The 12,582-nt window shown below is 59.2% G+C and carries 8 protein-coding genes and 1 pseudogene; 4 read left to right on the top strand and 5 right to left on the bottom strand.

Going from position 1 to position 12,582, the window contains the following annotated elements:
• Nucleotides 1–60 precede the first annotated feature (60 nt).
• The 3 genes from PQR27_RS23175 (at nt 61) to PQR27_RS23165 (ending at nt 3,252) form a co-directional block, all read left to right on the top strand.
• A complete protein-coding gene (locus tag PQR27_RS23175) occupies nt 61–1,086 on the top strand; it encodes a TIGR03571 family LLM class oxidoreductase (RefSeq protein ID WP_408525979.1) in 1,026 nt (341 codons plus the stop codon).
• A complete protein-coding gene (locus PQR27_RS23170) occupies nt 1,083–2,186 on the top strand; it encodes a mandelate racemase/muconate lactonizing enzyme family protein (protein WP_408525978.1) in 1,104 nt (367 codons plus the stop codon). The genes PQR27_RS23175 and PQR27_RS23170 overlap by 4 nt, the downstream gene beginning before the upstream one ends.
• A 124-nt stretch (nt 2,187–2,310) precedes the next feature.
• Nucleotides 2,311–3,252, top strand: coding sequence for an AEC family transporter (locus PQR27_RS23165; protein ID WP_408525977.1), 942 nt, complete (start codon nt 2,311–2,313; stop codon nt 3,250–3,252).
• 63 nt (nt 3,253–3,315) lie between these two features.
• On the opposite strand, the gene PQR27_RS23160 is transcribed toward PQR27_RS23165, so the two are convergent.
• The 5 genes and pseudogenes from PQR27_RS23160 to PQR27_RS23140 form a co-directional block, all read right to left on the bottom strand.
• A complete protein-coding gene (locus tag PQR27_RS23160) occupies nt 3,316–4,080 on the bottom strand; it encodes a substrate binding domain-containing protein (RefSeq protein ID WP_408528275.1) in 765 nt (254 codons plus the stop codon).
• 84 nt (nt 4,081–4,164) lie between these two features.
• Nucleotides 4,165–4,278: pseudogene (locus tag PQR27_RS23155) on the bottom strand (LysR family transcriptional regulator); the annotation flags it as partial.
• Nucleotides 4,279–4,733: 455 nt separating this feature from the next.
• Entirely contained in the window at nt 4,734–5,579 is an 846-nt protein-coding gene (locus PQR27_RS23150; protein ID WP_408528274.1) for an alpha/beta fold hydrolase, read from the bottom strand.
• Between the two features lie 245 nt (nt 5,580–5,824).
• Nucleotides 5,825–5,995 carry a hypothetical protein gene (locus tag PQR27_RS23145; RefSeq protein ID WP_408525976.1) on the bottom strand — a complete coding sequence of 57 codons (171 nt, stop codon included), beginning with the start codon at nt 5,993–5,995 and terminating at the stop codon, nt 5,825–5,827.
• A gap of 28 nt (nt 5,996–6,023) precedes the next feature.
• Nucleotides 6,024–6,644, bottom strand: a complete 621-nt coding sequence (locus tag PQR27_RS23140; protein WP_408525975.1) for an H-NS family nucleoid-associated regulatory protein — start codon at nt 6,642–6,644, stop codon at nt 6,024–6,026.
• 397 nt (nt 6,645–7,041) lie between these two features.
• On the opposite strand from PQR27_RS23140, the gene PQR27_RS23135 reads away from it, so the two are divergent.
• A complete protein-coding gene (locus PQR27_RS23135) occupies nt 7,042–12,555 on the top strand; it encodes a trifunctional serine/threonine-protein kinase/ATP-binding protein/sensor histidine kinase (RefSeq protein WP_408528273.1) in 5,514 nt (1,837 codons plus the stop codon).
• Nucleotides 12,556–12,582 lie beyond the last annotated feature (27 nt).

Here is a 12,582-nt window from a genome sequence, read left to right as displayed (position 1 = left end):
AGCATGAGGGCCTCCAGACGGAAACCCAGGTACCCTCGTGCAAAGACTTAAGGAAGTGCAATGGATATGTCCGCCAACCTCGCGTATGAAAGTTCGGCCACTAGCGCCGTTCGTTTCGACCTGCATCCGGGATACAGGCGGGTGTTTCGCCAACATGAACTGACGGTCGGCCTTATTCTGCCGCTCGAAACCCATCCGGATGCGCCGCAACCGACAATGCGCGATCACATCGCCATGGCGCGCCAGGCCGAAGATCTCGGGGTGGCCGCCTTGTGGGCACGCGACATTCCATTTTATGACCCTGCCTACGGCGACGTTGGCCAGATCTTCGACCCGCTGATCTATCTCACCCATCTGGCCGCGGCTACCCGTAACATCACGCTCGGCACGGCTGGTATCGTTCTTCCGATGCGCGAACCTCTACTGCTGGCAAAGCAGCTTAACTCGCTAGACCATCTGACCGACGGACGGCTGGTAGCCGGCATGTCTTCCGGTGACCGTCCTTCTGAATATCCGGTCTTCGGGATCGATTTCGACACGCGAGGCGACAGGTTTAAAGAGGCATTCAACATCTATCGGAACGTAAGCGAACGTGCGTTTCCGCGCTTCACGTCACGTTACTTCGGCGAGTCATCCGGCTCGCTGGACATGCTTCCCAAACCGCCATACGGCCGCACGCCGGCCATTGCCGTTGGGCGCTCGCAGCAGACGCTGGCATGGATCGCCGGGAACATGGACGGCTTCCTCGGTTTCGCTCCCGATCCTGAAGGGCTCGACAGCTTCGGAAGCGAGTGGCGGGACGCGGTACAGCACGCGTCCGGTGGTGACGAATTCAAACCACTTGGTTTCGGCGGATTTCTTTATCTTCATCGCACGCCCACTTATCCATTCAAGCGAATTAGAGGTGGATTTGCCATCGGCAGCCGGGCACTCCGCGACCTTCTCGAACAGGCGAGAGACGCCGGCGTCAACCACGTTGCGCTCAATCCCAAGGTCACACCTCGACCGTACGCGGAAATCCTTGACGAACTGGGCAGTATTGTTCTGCCAAGCTTTTCTGGAAATCATCAGGAAGAAACATCGTGAAGATTGCCAGCATAGAGTCCATCCCACTGCGCATTCCCTTCACCGCGGGCGGCCAATCCGCTGCGGCAGCATGGGGTAGCGCGGGTCTGCAAACCGTAGACTCGCTGATCGTCAAGGTCACCACCGATACCGGCGTAACCGGTTGGGGGGAAACGTTCGGCTTCACCGCCATCCCGGCCGTCAAGGTGGTGATCGACACCATCCTCGCCCCGCAGGTAATCGGACAGGATGCAACCCAGCTTGAAAAGCTGATGCTCGACATGCAGAAGAAGTTTCATATCTTCGGGCGCAGCGGGGCCTTTATCTACGGGCTTTCCGCCATCGACATCGCACTCTGGGACATCGCCGGCAAGGTCGCGAACAAGCCCGTCTATCAGCTTCTCGGTGGCAGCGACGCAGTCTCGCTGCCCTGCTACGCCAGCCTCATCCGCTACTCGGACCCGGCTCTTGTGCGCGAGAACGTCGGCCGTGCGCTCAAAAGTGGCTTTCGCCATCTCAAGCTGCACGAGATCGACGTCGACTGCGTACGTGCCGCTCGCGAGGCCGCCGGCGACGACATCGATATCACGCTCGACGTCAATTGCCCGTGGTCCGTGCGCGAAGCGCTCGACATGGCCAGCAAGCTGTGCCCCTTCAACCTGCGCTGGCTGGAAGAGCCCGTCTGGCCGCCTGAAAACTATTCGGGGCTCGCGCGCATCCGGCAGGAAGGCGGCATTCCCGTTGCCGCCGGCGAGAACGCGTCGACCCTGATGGATTTCCAGCACCTCCTCGAAGCACGCTCGGTTGACTTCATTCAGCCGAGCCCCGCGAAGATGGGCGGCCTCACCGAGCTGAAAAAGGTCTACGCGCTGGCGAACGCTCATAACGTCACCGTCATGGTCCATACCTTCTACGACGGTCCAGGCCTGCTCGCCAGTGTGCACGCGAGCGCGGCACTGGGCGGTCCCGGCGCGCTGGTCGAATGGCGCTATTTCGACCTCGAGGCACAACTCTACGGCGACGCAATTATCCCCACCCATGGCGCGATCACCGTCCCTCAGGGACCAGGTCTCGGTCTCGAACCCGATGCCGACGTGATTCGCCAATATCGGCTGGCGTAAAGAACGATGAATTCATAAGCGCCGTCGAGAGACGGTGCGGCCGCGCCACGAGACTGGCGCAAAGCGCACCGGCCCAACAACCCTCTGACGGGCACATAGATGATCCCCAAGGAGTGTCACCGTCATGCTGGGTCGAATCGTAGGGCCAATCTTTCCCGTCGCTTTTGTCATCGCGCTCGGGTTTATTGCAGGCAAACGCGGCAAACTCAACCATGCTGACAGTCTTCTGATCAGCCGGCTGGTTCTCAACTGGATTTTCCCCGCCCTTCTGCTCGCCGGCATGGCTAACACGCCGCGTTCCCAATTGTTCGACGTCCGGTTTATCGTCGCCACTTTCATTGGATTGATGGGGATGTATGCCCTTGCATTCGCAATCGGATGGTATCGCTATCGCGAACTCAAGGCGGCGACCCTGAAAGGTTTCGTGTGTGGATACCCCGACGGCGCGTTTATGGGAATCCCCATTTTGCAGGCCATGTTTGGTCCCGGAAGCCTGTATTCCGTGCTGGTACTGAATCTGATCGCGAGCCTGATCATGATCCCGCTGACGACCATGCTTCTCACGGTAGCCAGTGGGGAAGGAAGTGGGACCAAGGCATTTGTTGCCAGCATTGCCGCTGCCGTGCGGCGGCCGCTGATGTGGGCTCCGGCCATCGGTATCCTGTGCTCGCTATTCGCGATCAAACTTCCACCCCTGCTGGCCGACTCGCTGAATCTGCTGGGAAAGGCCACACCCGGTGTGTCGCTGATGTGCCTCGGACTCATCATGTCGTCCGTGAAATTGAAGCTCTCAAGCGAAGTGTGGATGAATCTGGGCCTGAAACTGCTTTTTCATCCAGCGCTGATGATCGCTGCAACCATCGTGCTTTCAGTCAAAGGTCTTTACGCGCAACAGATGATCCTGCTTTGTGCGCTTCCATCTGCAACCATACCCGCGATGTTTGCCAACGAAGCAGGCGCGTACCGTAGCGAGGCTGCCACTTCAATTCTCATTAGCACAGTGGTGTCCATCGTCACTTTCTCTTGCGCCATCTATCTGATCAATAGTGGTCTTGCAGCGGCATAAAGCGCTTTATGTGCATGGACGCGGCCGGTGAATGATCCGGCTGCGTCCATGCACACCAGACACTCAGACGGTGGTCACCGGTTCGCTATCCTGATGGTCTATCCGGCTCAATACGGCCCTCACTTCGTTGAAAGAGGTTTCGCCCTGCTGAGCAAAGAAGTCCACGCAAAAATCTACGAAGGTCCTCAGCCTGGTCGGAAGTAACTCACGATGTGAATAGAACAGACAGATCTCGACAGTGCCTTCGGACGTGGAGCAGGCCGGCAACACATGGGTCAGATAGCCTTCCGCGATATCTTCACGAACCATTGCTTCCGGCAAAATGGCTATGCCCGTTCCCGTCAGCGCCGCCGCGCGAAGCAACACCTCATTGCCATCCATCGACGACATCGGAATGATGGTGACCGTGCGGCCGTCCTCCAGCACATCGATCATGCCCGAGTCCTTCTGCCTCGACGCAGGCGCCAGAAGCAGGAAGTGATTGGCGAGTTCTGAGGCGGTCTCCGGCACCCCGAATTGATCAAGGTAGGCAGGCGTCGCAACCAGGATGCGCGGCGACCTGGACAGCGTGCGGCGAATCACGGCAGATTGTTCTACCAGATGAGGTGGCAGGATAGCAATGTCGAACCGGCCGTCATATAGATTGACGGTGTCTTCCTGAATGGAAACCATCAGATTCACATTGGGCGCCGCGGCGTGATAGTCCCGCACAAGCCGGGAAAACGTTTCGCTCACCAGCATCGGATGAACCGCGAGTCTGAGCCTGCCGCTGTCGACTTCACGCTCGCGCTTTACACGGCGGTTTGCCTCGTCCAGATCTTCGAGCAAACGGCAACAACTCAGGTAGTACGGCTGCGCCGCTTCCGTCAGCGAAACGGACCGCGTCGTTCGATGCAGAACCCGCGTCTGGATGCTTGCTTCAAGCTTGGCGATCGCCTTCGAGATCGAGCCCGTGGTCACGCCCAACGATGCGGCGGCCTTGCTAAAGCTTTGATGGCGCGCAGCCGCAACAAAAGCCCGCAACATATAAAGCTGGTCCATTTTCTACCTCACTGGCACATCCGGAGGTGAACACATCGTCGCTCCGGATATCACGGATGATGAAATTCAAGCAGCGTGGACCGTCACAGCTTCATATGTTGCAAATTCATGCAGACCTATTCGACTACAGACGACGTCACAACTTTCGCAGTATGTGGACAGTTGTTCCGTGCCTCGGTGCTGACAGACCTCGCGTCTCGCAATGATCGTTGCCGATGCATCGCGATGCTATCTGGCGTCATTGCCACAATAAAGATCGCGCGTCTTCGAGGCTTCCATGCTCTAATCGCCTGATGGCGTCTTACACATGGAGATTGTTGACGCATCACGCAGGAATAAGATTAACAATGTTTCCAGATCGCAGACGCGGTTTGTGATGATAGGGATATCACAAAAAGAGATACGTCGGGTCACGCTGGCTAAGTGCCAACTAGTGCCAATTAGCGTGCCTGAATGTGATGCGTGCTCATGAACTTCCGTATCAACGTCGCTACCTGATCAGCCTTCTCATCGAGAGCGAAGTGTCCGGCATCGAGAACGTGAATCTCCGCGTTCGGCAGATCGCGCCGATAGGCTTCAGCCTCCGCCACCTGAAACGATGGATCGTAACGCCCCCATACGACTAGCGTCGGCGGTTGGACCTGACGCAACCACGCCTGCCACGCGGGATATGACGCGACATTGGTACGATAGTCGTAGAACAGGTCGCTCTGGATTTCCCTCTGGCCCGGTTGACTCAGGAATGCATATTCGTCGGTCCATAGGTCCGGGTCATAAAGTTCGACATTGGGACTGGATCCAAGATGCCGCAGCTTCGCGGCATTGAACGACATGAGGTTTTCCACCAGCGCCGCTTCATTCGCGCTCCGGTCGGCCCAGAACGCGCGGCGCTTTTCCCAGAGCGGCCCCAGGCCGTCTTCGTGGGCGACGGCATTCTGGATCACAAGTGCCGTCACACGCTCCGGATGGGCGATAGCGAGCCGAAACCCGACTGGACCGCCGTAGTCCTGCATATATAGGGTGTATCGGTCAATGCCAACAGCCCTCGTAAAATGGTCCATCACCAAAGCCAGGTGATCGAATGTATAAGCGAAGTCCTTCGACGCCGGCGCGTCGCTATGGCCAAAACCCGGATAGTCTGGCGCGATCAGATGATAACGATCCGCGAGCCTTGCAAAGAGCGGATCGAACATCCGGGACGAAGAGGGAAACCCATGCAGCAACAGGAGCGTCGGCGCACCCGGACGCCCCGCTTCCCGATAGAAGATGGACAGGCCATCGACCATCACCGTTCGATATCGGACATGGTTTGGCGTTGTGTCGGCAGGACTGTTTGAAGAAGCAAATGAATCGTTGACCGATGCCAGCACAGCGAGTGGGCAAAGAATAGCAACAAGGATCCTGAACATATACCCGCTCCATTCGCATCGTGAACGTCTCACTCCAATCCTCTGCCACGCGTTAAACCTGCGTCTTCAGCACAGGCAGTTTCTTGAAACGATAGTTGGAACCGAGTGCTTGTCAAGGCGCTTCATGCCTCGATCACGCGGCTAACGATGAATGAATAAGGTAACTGAAGACGGTGACTGATGACGGCGAGTTCGGTCGCAGCGATATCGGCCGTTTGCTCGCCCAGATCAGATAAAGAATATTGACTGGCTATTCTGACGGCGCGCGAACCTTCGTGCTTGCGCGCCGTCACCCGAACGCCTCTTTCTGTTACACCCGCACTATTCTTTGTCTATCAGAAATCTGGAGCGATTCGCACCCAACCACGCAGGCGCACGCCCTCTCCCACTCCAGGTCGCTCCAGACTTTGGATCGCGGTACAGGGCCGGCTGAGGACCCTTGCGCTGACCTTTGCGACCCGACGCGCCAGCCGATGCCGCCGATTTCCGCGCCGCGGTTTTTGCCCCGGCTGAACGCACATTCGCGGACGCCGTTGCTTCAGCACTGTCTCCAACGAGAAACCTGCTGCGATCCTTCGCGCCAGCAATCCAGCCCGGCGCGCGGCCGCGACCACTCCATGTCGCACCTGTTTCGGGATGCTGATATTTCGGTGCGGTTTCGGTCTTCACGTTCCGTGCAGCCTTCACCTTGCCACGGGAGGCGCGGCCTTTCAGCGCCTTTACGCCCCGCTTGCCCTTTGGCGCGGCCTCAATGTCCGCCGTCGTCAGACCATGCTCCTGCATTAACGCCCGGATCTGATCCACAGCGACTTGCGCTTTCTTCGCAAGTATCACTTCGGCTTGTGCTTGCAGCTTCTTTAGTTTTGCCTGGATCTGCTCTAGTGTTGCCACTGCAATTCTCCTGATAATTAAAAAAACAATCGCACTATGCCATGCACTCACTCATCATTGTCATGTATTGTTGCTTAACAGGCACGATTGCCGAGCTTTGTTTCCTGCAACGGCGCCGAAGAAACCGGAGCAGATGGGCGCCGCAATCAGAATGCGGCAGGAGGCACCAGGGGCACTGCAACAGGTCACGGGTGCAATCCTTTTAACACTTCGAATGATCGATTTGCGGCACGCACCCAATGCCCTCAATTACTCAATATCTGGGATACATCGCGTCTTTCCGTCGCACCAGATATGAGTGAATCGGGGGCATGTTTTTTAATTCGGTCCGGCACGCGACTGGTTCAGAAAACGCCTGCCTACCGGCGGCACGGGCAATAGCCAGACAGGCGCGAAACGCGGAAAATCATTGCCGGATCGAGTTCACGGCCGGACAAGGGAGTTCATGGTGGATCTCACCGGATATGAGTTGGAGCCGCTGCACGAGGACGGTGACTTCTCCCTGTATCGCGCCCGCAGACCCTTCCATCCCATTTCGGTGCTCGCGCTGGTTGCCACGCGCATGGCCTCCCAAGGTATTACACGCCTCGAACACGAGTACGGATTGGCCCCGATGCTTGACGCCAGTTGGGCGGCCCGGCCTCTCGCACTCGATCACCGCAGAGTACCGCCGATGCTCGTGCTCGACGACAACGGCGGCGAGCCTCTGAATCGCCTGCTCGGCCGGCCGCTCGAGCTTCGGCGTTTCCTGGGTATCGCCGTCAACCTGGCGAGAACAATCGGCCACGTCCATCGGTGTGGCCTTGTCCACAAGGACATCAAGCCGGCGAACGTGCTCGTCGACGGGAGCGGCAACGTGCGACTCACCGGCTTCGGCATCGCCTCGCAGTTGCCGCACGAACGCCAGCCGCCCGCGCCGCCGGAGATCGTGGCGGGGACCTTCGCGTACATGGCGCCGGAACAGACGGGACGCATGAACCGCTCGATCGACGCGCGCAGCGATCTCTACTCGCTTGGCGTCACACTGTACGAGATGCTCACCGGGTCGCTGCCCTTCACGGCGTCGGACGCAATGGAATGGATTCATTGCCACATCGCGCGCCGGCCGACACCACCGGGCGAGCGCGTCGCCGGTATTCCGGAGGCCGTCGAGGGTATCGTTCTGAAGCTGCTCGCAAAGGCCGCGGAGAACCGTTACCAGACCGCGGCGGGTGTGGAGGCCGATCTCCGTTCGTGCCTCGTGGCATGGGAGGCGCACCACCGCATCGTTGCGTTTGCGCTGGGTACGCACGATGCTTCCGACCGGCTGCTGATCCCCGAGAAACTGTACGGACGCGAGGCCCAGATCGACGCTCTCATTGCAGCGTTCGATCGCATCGTGGCCGGCGCCGGAGCCGAACTCGTGCTGATCTCCGGCTATGCCGGCATTGGTAAGTCGTCAGTCGTCAACGAACTGCACAGAGTGCTTGTGCCGCCACGCGGCCTGTTCGCGTCCGGTAAGTTTGACCAATATAAACGTGGCATCCCTTACGTGCCCTTTGCACAAGCCTTTCAGTCGCTCGTGCACAGCCTGCTGAGCAAGAGCGATGCAGAGCTCGAACCGTGGCGGCGCGCGCTTGTCGAGGCGCTCGGGCCCAACGCTCAGGTGATGGTGAATCTGATCCCGGAACTTGCGCTCATCATCGGCGAGCAGCCACCCGCGCCGGTTCTCTCGCCGCAGGAGGCGCAAAACCGCTTCCAGATCGTATTTCGGCGTTTTCTCGGCGTGTTCGCGCGACCCGAGCATCCTCTCGCGCTGTTTATTGACGATCTGCAATGGGTCGATACTGCGACGCTCGACCTGCTCGCACACCTCGCCACCCATCCGGACGTAAGGCACGTTGTGCTGGTCGGCGCCTATCGGGACAACGAAGTAGATGCGACGCACCCGTTTGCACGCACGCTCGAGTCGATCAGGCACGCAGACGGAAAGGTGCAGCAAATCGTACTCGCGCCGCTCATGCCGGATAGCGTCACGCAACTCGTGGCTGATTCGCTTCACTGCGACAGCGCGACGGCCGTGCCGCTCGCGCAATTGGTGCATGAGAAGACGGGGGGCAATCCGTTCTTCGTGATCCAGTTTCTGACGGCGCTCGCCGATGACAACCTGCTCACATTCGACTACGGCGCCGCAATGTGGCGCTGGGATCTGCCGCGCATTCATGCGAAGGGCTTCACGGAAAACATTGCCGACCTGATGACGGCCAAGCTGAGCCGGTTGCCTCGTCAGACGCGCGACGCGTTGGGACAACTCGCGTGCCTCGGCAATGTGGCCGAAGTCACCGCCCTGACATGGGTTCAGGGCGGATCCGTGGAGTCGATGCACGCAAACCTGTGGGAAGCCGTGCGCACGGGCCTCGTGTTTCGCGCAGGCGACGCCTATGAATTCGCACACGATCGCGTGCAGGAGGCCGCTTATGCGCTCATCCCCGCCGACGAGCGCGCCGCCGCGCATCTGCGGATCGGCCGGGCGCTGGCATCGCGGACCGCGCCAGAAGCGCTGGAAGAGACCATCTTCGATATCGTCAACCACCTCAATCGCGGCGCGGCGCTGATTGTGAGTGAGACGGAGCGCGAGCAGGCCGTCGCACTGAACCTCATTGCGGGCCGGCGCGCGATGAGTTCGACCGCTTACGCGGCCGCCCGCAGCTGTCTGGCGCAGGGTGCCGCGCTGCTGTCGCCCGACGCGTGGATACAGCGCTACGACAGTACGTTTGACCTCTATCTCGCGCTCTCCGAATGCGAATACCTGGCAGGCGATTTTGCGAAAGCCGACGCGCTGGCCGACATGATCCTCGCCAGGTCGCGCTCCAATCTCGATCGTGCGCGGGTCTTCAGCCTGCTGATGGAGTTGTATCAGCTCGCGGGAAAATATGATGAGAGCTTCGCTATCGCGCTCACTGCGTTGCGCGATTTCGGCATCGTCTTTCCCGAGACCGATCAGGACGTCCACGCCGCCGTCGACGATGCGTTGCGGGACATTCCCGTCAACCAGGCCGGGCGTCCCATCGCCGAACTGGTCGACGCGCCTGTGGCGGTGGACCCCGCAAACCGGGCAATCATCAACCTTCTGGTTGAAGCGATGCCCTGCGCTTTTGCCGCGCGGCCCATGTTCTACCCCCTCTTCACGCTCAAGGCGGTCAACCTCTCGTTGCAGCACGGCAACACCGACTACTCAAGCTTTGCCTACGGCAATTACGCGTTGATGCTGGTCTCCCGCATCGGCGATATTCCCACCGCGGTGCAATTTTCAGAAATGTCGCTACAGCTGAACGAAAAGTTCGGCAATCGGCGCCTGTATGGAAAGCTGCTTCATCTCTACGGCAGCCATGTCAATTTCTGGCGATGTCACATTGCGACCAATCTGCCGGTTCTCGAACGGGCGACCGCCGCGTGCCTGGAAGTGGGCGACGTCGTTTTTGCAGGCAACCTCGCATTCAACGCAGTCTGGCAGGCGATCGAAAAAGGGGGTGCCCTCGAAGACGTGCAGACGCTATCGGACAAGTACGCTGCCCTCGCGCGGGACAGCCACAACGACGCGGTCCACGAGTTGATCCGGGTCGAGCAGCAATTCGTCGTCAGTCTCCGGGGCAAGACGACCGAAACGTTGGAGCTGAGCGATGCTACGTTCGACGAAGCAGTCTGCTTCAGCGCAATCATCAAATCCAACTTCGGCTGTGCTATCGGCGTCTATCACATCATCAAGCTGATGCTAGCCTTCCTTGATGGCCGGTACGCGGACGCATTGAAGGCCGCGGCCCGTGCGGAGGCGGTTCTCAGTTCTGTCATGGCGCTGTCAATCGAAGCGACCTACCACTTCTTTCATGCGCTCACCTTAACGGCGCTCTATTCACAGGCATCCGCGCCACAGCAGCAGGCCTACGGGCACTTGCTCGCCGCAAAACTCAAGAAGTTGGAAATGTGGGCGAAGCACGGCCCGGAGAACTATCACAACCGCTACGCGCTTGTCCGCGCCGAGCTCGCGCGTCTGGAAGGCCGCGAGCTCGACGCCATGCGCCTCTATGAACAGGCGGTTCACTCCGCTCGTGAAAACGGCTTTCTACACCACGAAGGTATCGCCAACGAACTTGCCGGTCGCTTCTATCTGGGCAGCGGTCTCAGAACGAATGCCGATGCGTATTTGCGCAACGCGCGTCATTGCTTCGCCCATTGGGGCGCCGACGGCAAAGTCGCGCAACTCGACGAGCAATTCCCCCACCTCGCCGATCAGAATGGGAGCAAACCTACGTCGACACTCAGCTTCGACTGGCGGCAGTTCGACGCCGCGACGCTGCTCAAGGCGTCTCAAGCCCTTTCCAGCGAGATCGAGCTGAGCGGCCTGATCGAGCGCCTCATGACAATTGCGCTGCAGACCGCAGGCGCCGATCGGGGCCTGCTCATCGTACCGCAGCAACCCGACGGCTACCGGATCGAGGCAGAGGCGCACATCAACGGCGACGGCATCGAGTTGAATCGGGAACCGGTGCCCCTTTCCGCGGTGCCTGCTGCTCTTCTGCGCTACGTGATCCACACGCAAAAGAGTGTCATCATCGACGATGCCCTGACTTTCAATCTGTTTTCCGAAGACGACTATCTGTCGCGCGGGGTGACCCGGTCTGTGTTCTGCCTGCCTCTAGTCAGACAGGGCAAACTCGGCGGCCTGCTTTATCTCGAGAACACGGCCACTTCACACGTTTTCACCGCACGCCGCTCCGCACTGCTCGACCTGCTAGCGTCACAGGCGGCCATTTCGCTGGAGAACACCCGTCTTTATGCCGATCTTCAGGAACGCGAGGCAAAGGTTCGACGCCTGGTCGATTCCAACATCATCGGGATTCACATCTGGGACTTTAAAGGCCAGGTCAGCGAAGCCAATGATGCATTCCTGCGCATTGTGGATTACAGCCGGGAAGATCTTCTCTCGGGAATTATCCGGTGGCCCGATCTGACTCCGCCTGAGTGGCACAACCGCGACGAACTGGTAAAGGCCGAACTGAAGGCCACTGGAAGCGCCAAACCGTTTGAGAAAGAATACTTCCGCAAGGATGGCAGCCGCGTGTCCGTCCTGGTCGGCGCGGCGGCATTCGGTGAGCGCCGGGACCAGGGCGTAGCCTTCATACTCGACCTGACTGACCAGAAGCGCGCGCAACAGGAAGTGCGCGACAGCGAACGACGCTATCTCGAACTCCAGATGGTGCTAGCGCATTCAAACCGCGTGGCGACGATGGGCCAGCTCTCGGCATCCATTGCCCACGAAGTGAAACAGCCCATCACCGCAATGGCGACCTACGCGAGTGCGGCCTTACGCTGGATGGCGGCCCGCCCGCCCAATCTCGACGAAGTGCGTCAGGCGCTCAACCGGATTGCCGCGGATAGTGTCCGCGCCAATAACATCGTCGACCGAACCCGTGCCTTCTTTAAAAAGGAGCCGCAGCGAAGAGACGGCCTCGACATCAATGAAACAGTTCTCGAGTTGATCGCATTCATGCGAGGTGAAGCCAACAAGTACGAAGTCGAGCTCGTTGTAGAGCTTGCTGACGGACTGCCGCAAATACAGGGTGATCGGGTACAACTGCAACAGGTGATGCTCAATCTGATGATCAACGCCATTGAAGCGATGAGCGCAACGAAGATCGGCGACCGAACCCTGTTGATTCGCACCAGCAAGAGCGATGAGCGCAACGAACTCTGCGTTACCGTGCGGGACTCTGGACCGGGCCTCGACACCGGCGATCCCGAAAGCGTCTTCGAGGCATTTTTCACGACCAAGCCCAACGGCCTGGGAATGGGGTTGCCGATCTGCCGCTCGATCGTCGAAAATCATGGAGGCAGGTTATGGGCGACATCGAACTCGCCGAGGGGCACCACCTTTCAGTTCACGCTGCCTGTGCAGGATAGCGCATCGCATCCGGATAAAGCTTAACCGAACGCGATATATGCCCACACAGCC

Source organism: Paraburkholderia fungorum (genome assembly GCF_046027215.1).
In the GTDB taxonomy this organism is placed as follows: Bacteria; Pseudomonadota; Gammaproteobacteria; order Burkholderiales; family Burkholderiaceae; genus Paraburkholderia; species Paraburkholderia fungorum_D.
The sequence above is the reverse complement of the archived record's forward strand: the minus strand, read 5'-3'. Positions and strand labels throughout refer to the sequence as shown.

Coding starts and splice junctions, on each gene's coding strand:
- PQR27_RS23150 (WP_408528274.1), bottom strand. CDS start 5,579: ATGGTCGATGGCCTGTCCATCTTCTATCGGGAAGCGGGGCGTCCGGGT.
- PQR27_RS23175 (WP_408525979.1), top strand. CDS start 61: ATGGATATGTCCGCCAACCTCGCGTATGAAAGTTCGGCCACTAGCGCC.
- PQR27_RS23165 (WP_408525977.1), top strand. CDS start 2,311: ATGCTGGGTCGAATCGTAGGGCCAATCTTTCCCGTCGCTTTTGTCATC.